Consider the following 14,859-nt stretch of genomic DNA (forward strand, 5'->3'; position numbering starts at 1 on the left):
GGCATTCCCACTAAGCGGTACCTACCCGGCACCGGTCAAGCGGCGACCGGTGCACCCGAACGTAGGCACGCCCCGCCGCGGCCACGCGCCCCGATCCCGATGAGTGGAAGCGGGCGCCCCGGCGGCCCGGCGGAGCCGCCCCGGGACCAGGGTCCCGCTGATCGGGATCCGGGCCGTGACCTCGCCGCCCCGCCGATTACGTTCCGGACAAGCCACCGTCGAAGGACTGGGAGATCATGCCTGCGGAGCTGACCTACGAGTCGACGTTGCGCGAGCTCGCCACCGACCAGGGCGTCCTGCGCTACCACGAGGCCGGGGAGGGCCCGCCGCTGCTGATGCTGCACGGCTCCGGTCCCGGCGTCACGGGCTGGCGCAACTACCGCGGCAACCTCGCCCGGTTCGCCGAGCACTTCCGGTGCCTGGTGCTGGAGTTCCCCGGGTTCGGGGTCAGCGACCCGACCGACGAGCACCCGATGATGGCCGCCGGCGGCGCCGTGGTCCGGTTCCTGGACGGCCTCGGCCTCGGCCAGGTCGACGTGATCGGCAACTCCATGGGCGGCATCGTCGCGGCGCAGGTGGCCCTGCGGCACCCCGACCGCGTCCGGCGGCTGGTCACCATCGGCGGGATCGGGAGCAACGTCTTCAGCCCCGCGCCCGGCGAGGGGATCAGGCTCCTGGCGGAGTTCACCGACGACCCGACCCGCGAGGGCCTCGTCCGCTGGCTGAACTCGATGGTGTACGACCCGCGGATCGTCACCGAGGAGATGATCGAGGAGCGCTGGCGGCAGGCCACCGATCCGGACACGCTCGCGAGCGCCCGACGCATGTACGGGTCGAAGGCGATGGCCGCCCGCGCCAAGGCGATGGCGGCCTCGAACGAGCCGCCGTACTGGGCGATGCTCCACAAGCTCAAGGCCAAGACCCTGATCACCTGGGGCCGCGACGACCGGGTCAGCCCCGTCGACATGGTGCTCGTGCCGATGCGCACGATCCCCGACGTCCAGGTGAACATCTTCCCCAACTGCGGGCACTGGGTGATGATCGAGCAGAAGTCCGCCTGGGAGAGCGCCGTGCTGGCGTTCCTGACCCGGAAGGACGAGGAATGAGCGGCGGCGAGGACCGCGGGAGCGGCTGGGACCACGAGTACGACCTCGTCATCGTGGGCAGTGGCGGCGGCGGTATGACCGCGGCGCTGACCGCGGCGGGCGCCGGGCTCTCGGCGCTGATCGTGGAGAAGGGCAAGAAGTTCGGCGGCTCCACCGCGATCTCCGGCGGCGGCATCTGGATCCCGAACAACCCGACGCTGAAGGCGCGGGGCCACGACGACAGCCGCGAGTCGATCCGCGCCTACCTGGACCGGCTCACCGAGGGGCGCGTCCCGGCGGCGCGGCTGGACGCGTTCGTCGACCACGGGCCCGCCGCGATGGAGCTGCTCTGCAAGAGCAGGTGGATGAAGTTCTTCTGGACGAAGGGCTACGCCGACTACCACCCCGAGTACGAGGGCGGGCGGCCGCTCGGCCGGTCCATCGAGGCCAAGCCGTTCGACACCCGCAAGCTCGGCGACGACGAGCGCTTCCAGCGGCCGAACAGCATGAAGGGCCCGCTCGGCCTGTGGATCACCGCGAAGGACTACCACGACCTCGCGATGGCCAAGCGCACCTGGACGGGCCGGCGCGCGTCGCTGGTCGCGGCTTGGCGCGTGTCGTCCAACATGGTCCGCCGCCGCCACATGGCGACCGGCGGCAGGGCGCTCGCCGCGCGGCTGCGGATGGCGCTGAAGGACGCCGGCGTCCCGCTCTGGCTGAAGACCGCCATGACCGAGCTGGTCGTCGAGGACGGGCGCGTCACGGGCGTCGTCGTCAAGCGGGACGGCGAGACGCTGCGCATCCGCGGGCGCAAGGGCGTCCTGCTCGCGACGGGCGGCTTCGACCACGACCAGGCGATGCGCGACAAGTATCTGCCGAAGGGCGGCCAGGAGGACTTCGCGATGGGCGCCCGCGAGAACACCGGCGACGGCATCCGCGCCGGTGAGAGCGTCGGCGCGGCGCTGGACCTGATGGACGACGCCTGGTGGATGCCCGCCGTCCGGCACCCGGCGGGGGCGGTGATCCCGCTGCTGTCCGAGCGGTGCATCCCGAGGTCGGTCATCGTCGGGCAGGACGGCAAGCGGTTCACCAACGAGTCGGCCCCGTACGTCAACTTCGTCCACGACCAGCTGGAGGGCGGGCACGTCCCCTGCTGGTTCGTGATGGACGCCAAGGCCAGGGCGCGCTACCCGTTCGCGCAGATCCTGCCGGGCGCGCCGATCCCGAAGGCGTTCTACGAGGCCGGCATCGCGTTCAAGGCCGACACCCTCGCCGAGCTGGCCGGCCAGATCGGCGTGCCGGCGGACGCGCTGGCCGAGACCGTGGAGACGTTCAACGAGTACGCGCGCCAGGGCAAGGACCCCGAGTTCGGCCGCGGCGACTCCGCCTACGACCGCTACTACGGCGACCCGAACCTGGAGAACCCCAACCTCGACGTGATCGAGGGCGGGCCGTACCACGCGTTCCGGATGGAGGTCGGCGACCTCGGCACCAAGGGCGGCCTCGTCTCCGACGAGCACGCCCGCGTCCTGCGCGAGGACGGGACGGCCATCGAGGGCCTGTACGTGACGGGCAACTCGTCGGCGTCGGTGATGGGCAACGAGTACGCGGGCCCGGGCGCCACGATCGGCCCTGCCATCGTGTTCGGCTACATCGCCGCCCTGCACGCCGCGGGCACGCCCGCCGGGAAGGCCGCGGAAAGCTCATGACGGCACTGAAGGCGCGGGTGGTGGAGGTCGTCCACGAGACGGCCGACGCCCACTCGCTCGTCCTCGAACCCGTCGAGGGCGACCGGGGCCGGTTCACCTACCGTCCCGGGCAGTTCCTCACCGTCCGGGTGCCGGCCGAGGGGGGCTGGGCCGCGCGCTGCTACTCGCTGTGCAGCTCACCGCTCACCGACGACCGGCTGAAGGTGACGGTGAAGCGGGTCGCGGGCGGCCTCGGGTCCAACTGGATCTGCGACAACGTCACGGCGGGCGACGTCCTGGAGGTGCTGCGCCCGGCGGGCACCTTCACGCCGCCCTCCCTGGACGAGGACCTGCTGCTCGTCGCGGGCGGCAGCGGCATCACCCCCGTCATGTCGATCCTGAAGTCGTGCCTGGCGGGCGGCACCGGGAAGGTGGCGCTGCTCTACGCCAACCGCGACGAGCGGTCGGTCATCTTCGCCGACGAGTTGAGGGAGCTGACCGAGCGCCACCCGGAGCGGCTCACCGTCGTCCACCTGCTGGAGTCGGTGCAGGGGCTCCCGACGGCCGCCGCCGTCCGGTCCCTGGCGGGGCCCTACGCCGGGCGCCCCGTGTACGTGTGCGGGCCCGAGATCTTCATGGACCTGGTCACCGGGACGCTCACCGGCCTCGGCGCGCGCGTGCACGTCGAACGGTTCTTCTCACTGGAGGGCGACCCTTTCGAGGGCCCCGAGGCGCCGCAGGAGCAGGCGGAGGGCGGCGAGGACGGCGACGCCGGCGAGATCGAGGTCGAGATGGACGGCGAGACCCGCACGGTGCCGTGGCCCAAGTCCGAGCGGCTCCTCGACGCGCTGCTGCGCGCCGGGGTGGACGCCCCGTTCTCCTGCCGGGAGGGCTCCTGCTCGGCCTGCGCCTGCGTGGCGCTGGAGGGCGAGGTCACCCTCGACGCCAACACGGTCCTCGACGAGCAGGATCTCGCCGACGGCCTCATCCTCGCCTGCCAGGCGAGGCCGGTCACCGACCGGCTGAAGATCACCTACGACGGCTGACGACACATACGGGAGACGGCGATGGCCAACCGCGTGCTTGACACGATCATGGAGAGGGCGGAGCAGATCCGCGAGCTCGGCCCCGCCAACGAGGCGCTCGGCAGGCTCGACGACAAGGCGGCGCGGATCCTGCGCGACGCGGGCGTCATCCGGCTGCTCCAGCCGGAGGCGCACGGCGGCCTGGAGGTCCACCCCCGCGAGTTCGCCGAGACGGTCATGGGCATCGCCTCCCTGGACGGCTCCACCGGCTGGATCGCGGGCATCGTCGGCGTCCACCCGTGGGAGATGGCCTACGCCGACCCGAAGGTGCGCGAGGAGATCTGGGGCGAGGACCCCGACACCTGGATCGCGTCCCCGTACGCGCCCATGGGCATCGCCCGGCCGGTGGACGGCGGCTACGTCTTCAACGGACGCTGGCAGTTCTCCTCAGGCACCGACCACTGCGACTGGATCTTCCTCGGCGCGATGCTGGGCGACGACGAGGGCAAGATGGCGCTGCCGCCGCGGTCGCTGCACATGATCCTGCCCCGCTCGGACTACCAGATCGTCGAGGACTCCTGGGACGTCGCCGGGCTGAAGGGCACCGGCAGCAAGGACATCATCGTCAAGGACGCGTTCGTGCCGTCCTACCGGACGCTGGAGTACTCCAAGGTCGTGGACGGCTCGGCGCCGCGCGAGGCGGGGCTGACCAACCCGTCCTACCTGATGCCGTTCTCCTGCGTGTTCCCGCTCGGCATCTCCGCCGCGGTCATCGGCATCGCCGAGGGGGCGCTGCACCACCACCTGGCCTACCAGCGCAACCGCGTCCAGATCACCGGCACGAAGATCAAGGACGACCCGTACGTGCTGTACGCGATCAGCGAGGCCGCCGAGGACATCAAGGCGTCCCGGACGGCGCTGCTCGACAACTGCTCGCGGATGTACGACATGGTCGCCGCCGGGCACGAGCCGACGTTCGCCGAGCGCGCCGCCGGCCGCCGCACGCAGGTCCGCGCGGCGTGGCGGGCGGTGCAGGCGATGAACGAGATCGTCGTCCGGTCCGGCGGCAACGCGATGCGCAGCGACAACCCGATCCAGCGGTTCTGGCGGGACGCGCACGTCGGCCTCGCCCACGCCATCCACGTCCCGGGCTCGGTCTACCACGTCTCCGCGCTCACGGACCTGGACGTCGAGCCGCCCCAGGGCCCGATGCGCTCGATGATCTGACCCCGCCGACTCGCGGCGTGCCGGGAGAGTGGGCGCCTCCACCGCCCGGCACGCCGCGCCCCAGACCGCACGCCCGCCGCGCGGGCCGCCATCCAGAAGGGACCGAGGACAGTGACGCAGATCCGAGGGCTGGGATACCTGAAGGTCCAGACCCGCCACATCGACCGCTGGCGTGAGTTCGCCCTGGACGGGCTCGGGTTCGCCGAGGGGAGCGGGCCCGACCCGGACGGGCTCTACCTGCGCATGGACGAGCGCCGGTCGCGCCTGCGGTTGCTGCCCGGCGACAGCGACCGGGTGCTGGCCGTCGGCTGGGAGGTCCGCGACCAGTACGCGCTGGCCGCCGTCCGCGAGGCCGTCGAGAAGTCCGGGACGGCCGTGACGGAGCTGTCGCCGAAGGAGGCGGCGGAGCGCGACGCCGAGGGGGCCATCGCGTTCACCGACCCGGGCGGCACGCCCGTCGAGGTGTTCTGGGGGCCGGTGCTCGACCACAGCCCGGTGCGCACGGGCTTCGCGCAGAAGTTCGTCACCGGCGGGATGGGCATGGGCCACGTCGTGCTGCCCACGCCGAAGTTCGCCGAGACCACCGCGTTCTACGCCGAGGTCCTCGGGTTCCTGCCCCGCGGCTCGATGAAGGTCGGCGGCGGGGGCGTGAAGGTCAGGTTCATGGGCGTCAACCAGCGCCACCACAGCCTCGCGATCTGCCCGGCGCCGTTCGACGGCGACCCGGGCCTGGTCCACCTGATGGTGGAGGTCGACACGCTGGACGCCGTCGGCATCGCGCTCGACACCGTGACCAGGCGGGGCTTCTCGATCTCCTCCACGCTGGGCCGCCACACCAACGACAAGATGGTGTCGTTCTACGTCCGCGCCCCCGGCGGCTGGGACGTCGAGTACGGCTGCGAGGGCCTGCTCGTGGACGAGGCGCACTACACCGCCGAGGAGATCACCAAGGACAGCTACTGGGGCCACGACTGGTCGGGGTCCGAGCCGCTGGCCGCCTTCACCCCGCCGAAGAAGGGCTGACGCCGGTGGCGAAACCCTCGGTCGAGCCGCTGCGCGCCGCGGAGGTGGAGTTCGACCACGAGTGCGACGTGCTGGTGGTCGGCTTCGGAGCGGCCGGTGCCGCCGCGGCGCATGAGGCCGCGGCGGCGGGCGCGGACGTGCTGGTCCTGGAGCGGTCGAGCGGCCCCGGCGGGACGTCCGCCCAGTCGGGCGGGGAGCTGTACCTCGGCGGCGGCACGCGGGTGCAGAAGGCCTGCGGCTTCGACGACACGCCCGACGAGATGTTCGCGTTCCTCAAGGCGGCGCTCGGCCCGCACGCGAACGAGGAGAAGCTGCGGCTGTACTGCGACGGGAGCGTGGAGCACTTCGAGTGGTTCCGCGCGCGGGGCGTCCCGTTCAAGGAGAGCCTGTTCGACGCGCCGGGCTGGATGCCGTACACCGAGGACGGCCTGATGTGGCTCGGCGAGAACGCCTGGCCGTACAACACGATCGCCCGGCCCGTCCCGCGCGGCCACCGGCCGGAGGCGCCGATGTTCGCCGGCGGCATCCTCATGGAGAAGCTGATCGCGGCCGCCGCCGAGGCGGGCGCCGCCTGCCACCAGGACACCTACGCCACGAACCTCGTCGTGGACGACGGCGGCCGCGTCACCGGCGTCGCCGCGCGCAGGTTCGCGGACCGGGTGGCCTACCGGGCGCGCAGGGGCGTCGTCCTGGCCTCCGGCGGGTTCGTCGACAACGAGGAGATGCTCGCCGACCACGCCCCGGTGCTGCTCGGGCACGACAAGGTCAGCGACGGCACCAGCGACGGGTCCGGCATCCGGATGGCGACCGCGCTCGGCGCCGCGACGCGCCGCATGGCGGCGGTGGAGATCGCCCTCACCGCCAATCCCGCCGTCATCTGCCGGGGCATGCTCGTGGACGGCCTCGGCCGCCGGTTCATCAACGAGGACGTCTACCCCGGCCTGTTCAGCCACCGGGCCGTCCAGCACCAGCCCGGCCCCTACTGGGCGATCATCGACGAGGCCGGGCACGACGAGATCGCCGAGTCCGACATGTGGGGCGTCCGGCCCAAGCACGCGGCGGAGACGGTCGCGGAGCTGGAGGAGTCCCTCGGCCTGCCGCCCGGTTCGCTGGAGGCGACCGTCGAGACCTACAACCGGTTCGCGGAGAGGGGCGAGGACCCCTACTTCCACAAGGACCCCAGGTGGCTGCGTCCCCTGAAGGGCCCGTTCGCGGCGATCGACCCCGCCGACGGGTTCTTCGGCGCGGGCAGGCAGGGCGCCGGGACGGGCGCCGGCGGCTTCACCCTCGGCGGCCTGGACACCACCGTCGACGGCGAGGTCCGCAACAACTCCGGCGAGCCGATCCCCGGCCTGTACGCCGCCGGGCGCACGGCCTCCGGCATCCACGGCGAGGGCTACGTCAGCGGGACGTCCCTCGGCGACGGCACGTTCTTCGGCCGCCGCGCCGGACGCGCCGCCGCCCGGGACTGAGGCGGGGAGAGGCATGCAGGAGGAGAGGACCGCCGTTCTCGGCGACGACCGCCCGGCGCGCGAGGCCGCGTTCGCGGAGCTGGTGGCGGCGCGCGGCGGCGACGACCGGACCGGCCTGTGCTTCGAGGACCGCTCCTGGACGTGGCGCGAGGTCGTCGCGGAGTCCCTGCGGCGGGCCTCGCTCGTCCGCGACCTGCCCGGCCACGTCGGGCTGTTCCTGGAGAACGGCCCCGAGCACCTGTTCTGGCTGCTGGGCGCGGCGCTCGCGGGCGTCCCCGTAGTGGAGCTCAACCCGACGCGGCGGGGCGCCGAGCTGGCCCGCGACATCACCCACACCGACTGCGCGCTGCTGGTCACCGAGACGTCCCGGGCGCCGCTGCTCGACGGGCTGGTGGACGTCCCGTCCCTGGCGGTCGACACGGCCGCGCACGCCGAGCGCCTGGCCTCCGCCCGCCTGACGGCCCCCGCCCCGGTGGACCCCGACACGATCTTCTCGCTGGTGTTCACGTCCGGGACGACGTCCGCGCCCAAGGCGGTGATATGCACGCAGCGCAGGCTGGGCCGGATCGCCGTCCAGCAGCGCGACCGGCGCGGCCTCACCCGCGACGACGTGTTCTACGTGGTCATGCCGATGTTCCACTCGAACGCCCTCATGGCGGGGATGGCGCCCGCCGTGGCCGCCGGCGGCCGCATCGTCCTGCGCCGCAGGTTCTCGGCCTCGGGATTCCTCCCGGACGTGCGGCGCTACGGCGTCACGTTCTTCAACTACGTCGGCAAGCCGCTCAGCTACATCCTGGCCGTCCCCGAGAAGCCGGACGACGCCGACAACACGCTCCGCATCGCGTTCGGCAACGAGGCGGCGCAGCGCGACATCGACGCGTTCGCCCGCCGCTTCGGCTGCACCGTCATCGACTCCTACGGGTCGAGCGAGGGGGAGATCCGCCTGAACCGCGTCCCGGGCACGCCGCCCGGCTCGCTGGGCGTCGCCGAGGCGGGCACCGTCGTGATGGACCCGGAGACGCTGCGGGAGTGCCCGCCCGCCGAGTTCGACGCGAACGGCGTGCTCCTCAACGCCGACGAGGCCATCGGCGAGATCGTCGACACGATGGGCGCCGCCAAGTTCGAGGGCTACTACAACAACCCCGACGCGACGGCGAAGCGCGTCCGCAACGGCTGGACCTGGTCGGGGGACCTCGCCTACCGCGACGCCGACGGCTACTGGTACTTCGCCGGACGCGACGACGAGTGGCTGCGCGTGGACGGCGAGAACTTCGCCGCGGCCCCCGTCGAGCGCCTCCTGGCCCGCTTCGAGCCCTTCACCGACGTCGCCGTCTACGCCGTCCCGGACGACCGCGTGGGCGACCAGGTGATGGCGGCCGTCACCCTGGCCCCGGGCCAGGCCTTCGACCCGTGCGCCTTCACGGCCTTCCTGGCCGCCCAGCCGGACCTCGGCACGAAGTGGGCGCCCCGCTACGTCCGCGTGGTCGAGGCGCTGCCCCGCACCCCGACCAACAAGGTCGTCAAACGCGTCCTCCGCGCTGAGGGCCGCGACGCTCCGGGCCCCGTCTACGAGCACCGCGACGGGACCTACGTCCTCCGGGGTTCAGCCTGAGGTCGCCTCGGCGAAGGACCGGATGCGGGCCCAGACCTGGTCGGGCTGCTCCTCCTGGGAGAAATGGCCCGCGTCGCGGATGGTCGCGGTGGTCAGGTTCTCGACGCCCGCCTTGCGGAGGCCCTCGGCGTAGGTGGTGATGTCGCCGCCTTCGCCGTCGCCTCGCAGGTAGAGGACGGGTGTGCCGACCGTGCCCGTCGGGGCGGCGTTGTCGTCGGCGTCCTGCGAGAAGGCTCGGTAGAGGTCGAAGCCGGCGGTCAGGGCCTCCTCGGTGCCGTAGGCGGCCACGTGGGCGGCCCGGGCGTCGGGCGTGATCCTGGACGGGTCCACCGAGAGCACGTCGTAGAAGTGGTCGAAGTACTCGGCCTGGCGTCCGCGGACGAGGGTCTCCGGCAGGCGGGGGACGGCGTGCAGCCCGAAATGCCAGATGGCGGAACTGGCGACGACCGCGTCCCAGGGGGCGACGCCCGGGATCGCCGTGTTCATGATGACCACGCGCGCCGCCTCGTACCGGCGCAGGTAGGCGTAGGCGACCATCCCGCCGGCGTCGTGCCCGACCAGGGTGAGGTCGTCCAGGCCCAGGTGCCGGACGAGGTCGTGTATGACCGATGCCAGGTCGCGCTTGGACCCGCATGTCGCCCCCGCCGACTCGCCGATTCCGGGCAGGTCGACGGCGATGACGCGGGCCTCGGGCGGCGCGGCGGCCATCACGTCCCGCCACGTCCGCCACGACTCGGGCCAGCCGTGCAGGAACAGGTACGGGCGGCCGGAGGGGTCTCCCGACTCCGCGACGTGCAGCGAGTGCCCGGCGGCGACCGGGACGCGGGCATGGTGAACGGAGGCATGGTGAACGGACATGCTCCATCCCTACCGGACGCCGGCTCCGGAGAGTGTCAGGACGGCTCCGGAAGCAGGCGCCTCATCGCCGCGTGCGCCCCGGCGACGAGCGTCTCCCGGGGGAAACCGGCGCGTTTGCGGGCCATGTCGTAGTTGCCGCCCGCGACCCAGACGGGGCCGTCCCCCAGGTGTTCGAGGCCCTCGCGGGCGACGTCGTCGGGCTCGGCGACGTTCAGGCCCGGAATGTCCATGTCGAGGCCCGCGCGCTCCATCGCGGGGGTGCGGGTCACGCCGAGCACCAGTTCCAGGACGTCCACCCCGTGCTCGCGCATCTCCAGCCAGAGCCCCTCGGCGAACACGCGCCCGAACGCCTTCACCGCAGCGTAGACGCTGATCTGCGCCTGGCCCATGTACCCGGCGAGGGACCCGACCAGCAGGATGCCGCCGCGCCCCCGCTCCTTCATCAGCGCGCCGAAGTGGTGCGTCAGCGCGAGCTGGGCGGTGACATTGAGGTCGATGACGCCCTGGAAGCGCTCCAGGTCGCCGGTGACGAACTCGTGCCCGTAGCTGTTCGCGCCCGCGTTGAACACCAGCAGCCCGACCTCCAGGCCGTCGGTCGTCTCGCGGACCGCCTTGACCGGGTCCGGAGCGACGAGGTCCAGTTCGAGGGTGCGCACCTCGACGCCCTTCGCGCGGACGGCCTCGGCCGTCTCCGCCAGCGGCCCCGGCTTGCGCGCGATGAGCACGAGGTTCAGCCCCGCGTCGGCGAGGCGGTGCGCGAACGCCGCCCCGACGCCCTCCGAGCCGCCGGCGATCACGGCCCACGGGCCGTATCGGTCGATCATCGTCCCCCGTCCAGGTCCGGCGTCCGGGCGCCGCTTCCCCTCACTCGGCCTCGACCACCGTGATCGCGCCGTTCAGCGCGGCCTCCTGGATCGCCGAGCGGAGCGCCGGGCAGGTCGCGTGCGGGTCGTCGAGCCCCGTGCACGCCTCCCTGGCCTCGGCGTTCCACTGGATGCTCGTCTGCTCCCAGCTCGACTTGCGCACCAGCACCTCGGCGGCGCAGCGGCGGCAGCGGACCGGCAGCAGCGGACCGTCCAGGAGGCGCTCGTCCTGGCGGGTCGTCACGCCGACGCCCCCTCCGACTCCCGGCGGGCCATGTTCGCGTCGACCTCCTTCTGCCAGGACTCCACCGGACGGGTCGTGTCGATCTCGTACTCGAACCGGTCCGTCATCTCCGGCGTCACGTCGGCGACGTCCACGTAGAACTGCTCGTACCAGCGGCGCAGCTGGTAGACGGGGCCGTCCTCCTCGCACAGCAGCGGGTTGTCGATGCGGGCCTTGTTCCGCCAGATCTCGATGTCCTGCTCGAAGCCGAGCAGGATGAACTCCGACAGCTTCTGCGCGGTCGCCTCGGCCGCCTCGGGCGGCAGCGCGTCGCTGTGCTGGACGATGATCCCCGAGTGCAGCGAGAACGAGTTCTCGTCGATCGGGTAGTGGCAGTTGATCAGGACGGAGTGCAGGTCGTACCCCTCGTAGTGGTACGTCAGCTCGTCGATCATGAAGGAGGGGCCGTGGTAGGACGCGACGGAGGTGTTGCCGAGCATCCGCGGCCCGCCGCCGCCCCCGCCCTCCCGGCGCGCGTCCTCGCGCGTCCGGCCCTTCATGATCTGCGTGGCCACATGGCCCTCGAAGATGTTCTTGAAGTACGTCGGGAACGACTTGTGGATGTAGAAGAAGTGCGCCATGTCGACGACGTTGTCGATGACCTCGCGGGCGTTGGTGTGGACGACCGTCTCCGTCCAGCGCCAGTCGGTCCAGTCGTCGCGCGTGGCGCCCTCGACCACGGGGATCGTGACGTCCTCCGGCGGCTTCTTGCCCTCAGGGTCGTTCCAGACGAACAGGAGCTTGTCCTGCTCCATCGTCGGCCACGCGGCCGTGCGGGCCCGCAGCGGGACGCGGCGCGCGTAGGGGATCTGCTTGCAGCGGCCGTCGCCGCCCCAGCGCCAGTCGTGGAACGGGCACGCGATCTCGTTCCCCTTGACGGTGCCCTGGGACAGGTCCCCGCCCATGTGCCGGCAGTAGCCGTCCAGGACGTTGGTCTTGCCGTCCTCTCCGGTGAAGACCACGAGCTTCTGCCCGAACGCGTTGACCGTGTGGGGCTTGCCATCCCGGAACTTCTCGGCCAGCCCGAGGCAGTGCCACCCCCGGGCGAAGCGGCGTTGGATCGCCCCGGCCTCGATGGCGCGGACGGCGTCCGACTCGGTTGCGGTCACGTGGATCATCCCTTCGGCGATGGACGGGTGATTCGAACGTTAGGTCGCAGGTCACCGTCGGGGCCGCCGAGTCCCGGTGGCCGGGACGCGCGTCCCCGCGCCGGCGCGCGACCATGGTCTCCTGCAAATGCCGTACGAGGGAAGGAGCGGGGATGAGCAACGAGGTCCTGGAGGCCGTGCGCGGACTGCTGCCCGGCATCGCCGAGCGGGCCCGGTCCGTGGACGAGAAGGGACGCATCCCCACCGAGACGATCCGGGAGCTGACGGCCGCCGGGGTGTTCCGGATGCTCCAGCCCACCCGGTACGGCGGCGCCGAGGACGACCCCGTCGCCTTCTACGAGGTGATCCGCGCGATCTCCGGCGCCTGCGGCTCGACCGGCTGGGTCGCCGCGGTGCTCGGCGTGCACTCCTGGCACCTCGGCCTGTTCGCCGACGAGGCGCAGCGCGAGGTGTGGGGCGCCGGCCCGGACACCCTCATCGCCTCCTCCTACGCGCCGATCGGCCGCCTCACCCCCGTCGACGGCGGCTACGAGATGACCGGGCGCTGGTCGTTCTCCTCCGGCTGCGAGTTCGCCTCCTGGGCCCTGCTCGGCGCGCTCGTCGTCGGCGCCGAGGGCCGCCCGGTCGACTTCATGACCGTCCTCGTCCCGCGCCGCGACTACGAGATCGCCGAGGTCTGGGACTCGATGGGCCTGCGCGGCACCGCCAGCGACGACATCGTCGTGGAGAAGGCGTTCGTCCCGTCCCACCGCGCGATGCGCAACTTCGAGCAGGCCCAGCTGCGCAACCCCGGCCGCAAGGTCAACACGGGCCCGCTCTACCGCATGCCGTTCGGGACGATCTTCACCAGCACCGTCGCCGCCAGCGTCATCGGCATGGCGGCGGGCTGCCACGACCTGTACGTGACCCGCATGCGCGACCGGATCCGGCTCAGCCTCGGCGGCGGCCGCTTCGTCGAGGACCAGTTCGCCCAGGTCGCCGTCGCCCGCGCCGCCTCGGAGATCGACGCCGCGATCCTGCAGACCGACCGCAACGTCCGCGAGATCCACGAGTACGCCGTCCGCAACGAGAAGATCCCGATGGAGCTGCGCCTGCGCGCCCGCCGCGACCAGGTCCGCGGCACCGAGCGCGCCATCGAGGCCATCGACATCCTCTTCAAGACCGCCGGCGGCAACTCCCTGCACCGCGGCAACGTCATCGAGCGCGCCTGGCGCGACGCCCACGCGGGCAGCGTCCACGTCGCCAACGACGTGGAGCACGCCCTCTCCATGTACGGCCGCGGCGAGTTCGGCCTGAAAGTAGAGGACAACCTGGTCTGACCGGCGGGACCATCAGGGAGAGTCCGTCACCGGCGACGGGTCGGGGCGCGGTCGCCGGTCCGGCGAACGCACCCAGGCGGCGAACGCCTCGACCGTGTCCACGACCGCCTCGAAGCGCAGCGAATGGAACAGGTCGAACGAGTGCTGCGCCCACGGCAGCTCCGCGTAGACGACCGGCCCGGCGCTGACCTCCCGCCACCGCGCGGCGAACTTCCGCGCGCCGTCCACCGGGACGATCGTGTCCCGGTCGCCGTGCACCAGCAGGAGCGGCGGCGCGTCCGGCCGCAGGTGGGCCGCCGGCGCCGAGCCGTCGCCCTGACCGTAGTAGGCGCCGTAGTAGCCGTTGAAGACGATGACCGCGGTGACCGAGGTGTCCGCGTCCTCGAATCCCGGCTGGAAGGCCGCGTCGCCGGGAGTGAGGCCGGCGAGCAGGGCCATGTGCCCGCCCGCCGAGCTGCCCGATACGAACAGTGCCGCCGGGTCGGCGCCGTACTCCCGCCCGTGCCGGCGCACCCACGCGATCACCTTCTTCAGGTCGATCAGGTGGTCGGGGTGGGACGCGGCCGGGCGCAGCCGGTAGTCGGCGCTGACGACGACCCAGCCCTGGCGCGCGAGCCGGTGGACGAGCGGCATGGACTGCGTGCTCTTCCTTCCCCGCCGGTAACCGCCCCCGTGCAGGTGGATCAGGACCGGAGCGCCGCAGGGGCGGGAGCGGTGATGGTAGACGTCGAGCAGGTTGCGCCGTCCGGCCTCGCCGTAGCCGATGTCGCGCACCCTCGCCACCGCGCGGGGGCGCGACCGGAACGGCATGGCCAGCATCCGCATGTACGGCCGGTGCTTGCGGAGTGCCGCGGCCGGGCCGGGGGCGAGGGCGGCTCGCCAGCCGTCTCCGAGGCCGTCGTCCAAGGCCCGCCGAAGGGTCCGCGCGGAGCGGTGGCCGCGCACGGCGATGACGACGCAGCCGGTCGCGACCAGCGCCGCCGCCGTCCAGCCGAACGCGTCCAGATCCCCCTCCAGGGCCGTCAGCGCCGTGGCCGCCGCCAGCGGCAGCAAGGCGAGCTGGGGGACCTCGCTGATCCCCAGGCTCAGAAGGAAGGCCGGCTCGGCGAGCCTGGCCGGGCGACGGACCGGCCACAGGGCCAGCAGGACCGGCACTCCGACGAGGACCAACGTGATCTGGTATCCGATGGGCACCGGCACCTCGGCTTCCGATTCTCCGTGCCGCGTGCCGGTTCTCCGGCGCGGTCCGCCCGACGACTGTCGCGCCGGGCCGGCGGTCCGCGCATCCGCCGCGA

Annotated in this window: 13 protein-coding genes; 8 read left to right on the forward strand and 5 right to left on the reverse strand. The window is 72.5% G+C overall.

What is annotated here, in order from left to right:
- Positions 1–236: 236 nt before the first annotated feature.
- The 7 genes from FKD65_RS32850 (at position 237) to FKD65_RS32880 (ending at position 9,132) form a co-directional block, all read left to right on the forward strand.
- A complete protein-coding gene (locus FKD65_RS32850; RefSeq protein WP_141582155.1) occupies positions 237–1,106 on the forward strand; it encodes an alpha/beta fold hydrolase in 870 nt (289 codons plus the stop codon).
- The gene (locus FKD65_RS32855) at positions 1,103–2,794 is read left to right on the forward strand and encodes an FAD-binding protein (RefSeq protein ID WP_141582157.1); all 1,692 of its coding nucleotides are present in this window, start codon (positions 1,103–1,105) and stop codon (positions 2,792–2,794) included. The genes FKD65_RS32850 and FKD65_RS32855 overlap by 4 nt, the downstream gene beginning before the upstream one ends.
- The gene (locus tag FKD65_RS32860; RefSeq protein ID WP_141582159.1) at positions 2,791–3,819 is read left to right on the forward strand and encodes a ferredoxin--NADP reductase; all 1,029 of its coding nucleotides are present in this window, start codon (positions 2,791–2,793) and stop codon (positions 3,817–3,819) included. The genes FKD65_RS32855 and FKD65_RS32860 overlap by 4 nt, the downstream gene beginning before the upstream one ends.
- 21 nt (positions 3,820–3,840) lie before the next feature.
- Positions 3,841–5,025: an acyl-CoA dehydrogenase family protein gene (locus FKD65_RS32865; protein WP_141582161.1), complete on the forward strand. Its 1,185-nt coding sequence runs from the start codon at positions 3,841–3,843 to the stop codon at positions 5,023–5,025.
- Between the two features lie 111 nt (positions 5,026–5,136).
- Positions 5,137–6,048, forward strand: a complete 912-nt coding sequence (locus FKD65_RS32870; RefSeq protein WP_141582163.1) for a VOC family protein — start codon at positions 5,137–5,139, stop codon at positions 6,046–6,048.
- A gap of 5 nt (positions 6,049–6,053) precedes the next feature.
- Positions 6,054–7,520 (forward strand): FAD-dependent oxidoreductase, encoded by a 1,467-nt coding sequence (locus tag FKD65_RS32875; protein WP_141582165.1) that lies wholly within the window; start codon positions 6,054–6,056, stop codon positions 7,518–7,520.
- A gap of 13 nt (positions 7,521–7,533) precedes the next feature.
- Positions 7,534–9,132 carry an AMP-binding protein gene (locus tag FKD65_RS32880; RefSeq protein WP_141582167.1) on the forward strand — a complete coding sequence of 533 codons (1,599 nt, stop codon included), beginning with the start codon at positions 7,534–7,536 and terminating at the stop codon, positions 9,130–9,132.
- On the opposite strand, the gene FKD65_RS32885 is transcribed toward FKD65_RS32880, so the two are convergent.
- Genes FKD65_RS32885 through FKD65_RS32900 form a run of 4 tightly spaced genes read right to left on the reverse strand, consistent with a single transcriptional unit; the run spans position 9,124 to position 12,254 of the window.
- Positions 9,124–9,990 carry an alpha/beta fold hydrolase gene (locus FKD65_RS32885; protein ID WP_141582170.1) on the reverse strand — a complete coding sequence of 289 codons (867 nt, stop codon included), beginning with the start codon at positions 9,988–9,990 and terminating at the stop codon, positions 9,124–9,126. The genes FKD65_RS32880 and FKD65_RS32885 overlap by 9 nt on opposite strands.
- A gap of 35 nt (positions 9,991–10,025) precedes the next feature.
- Positions 10,026–10,814 carry an SDR family oxidoreductase gene (locus FKD65_RS32890; protein WP_141582172.1) on the reverse strand — a complete coding sequence of 263 codons (789 nt, stop codon included), beginning with the start codon at positions 10,812–10,814 and terminating at the stop codon, positions 10,026–10,028.
- 40 nt (positions 10,815–10,854) lie between these two features.
- Positions 10,855–11,097: a ferredoxin gene (locus FKD65_RS32895; protein WP_141582174.1), complete on the reverse strand. Its 243-nt coding sequence runs from the start codon at positions 11,095–11,097 to the stop codon at positions 10,855–10,857.
- Positions 11,094–12,254, reverse strand: coding sequence for a Rieske 2Fe-2S domain-containing protein (locus FKD65_RS32900; protein WP_141582177.1), 1,161 nt, complete (start codon positions 12,252–12,254; stop codon positions 11,094–11,096). The genes FKD65_RS32895 and FKD65_RS32900 overlap by 4 nt, the downstream gene beginning before the upstream one ends.
- A gap of 143 nt (positions 12,255–12,397) precedes the next feature.
- On the opposite strand from FKD65_RS32900, the gene hsaA reads away from it, so the two are divergent.
- On the forward strand, positions 12,398–13,564 hold the full coding sequence (gene hsaA / locus FKD65_RS32905; protein ID WP_141582179.1) for a 3-hydroxy-9,10-secoandrosta-1,3,5(10)-triene-9,17-dione monooxygenase oxygenase subunit: 1,167 nt from the start codon (positions 12,398–12,400) through the stop codon (positions 13,562–13,564).
- Positions 13,565–13,576: 12 nt separating this feature from the next.
- Here the strand turns inward: hsaA and FKD65_RS32910 are convergent, their stop codons facing one another.
- Positions 13,577–14,758, reverse strand: coding sequence for an alpha/beta hydrolase (locus FKD65_RS32910; RefSeq protein ID WP_141582181.1), 1,182 nt, complete (start codon positions 14,756–14,758; stop codon positions 13,577–13,579).
- Positions 14,759–14,859: the final 101 nt, after the last annotated feature.

The sequence above is a fragment of the Actinomadura sp. WMMA1423 genome, assembly GCF_006547145.1.
GTDB lineage: Bacteria > Actinomycetota > Actinomycetes > Streptosporangiales > Streptosporangiaceae > Spirillospora.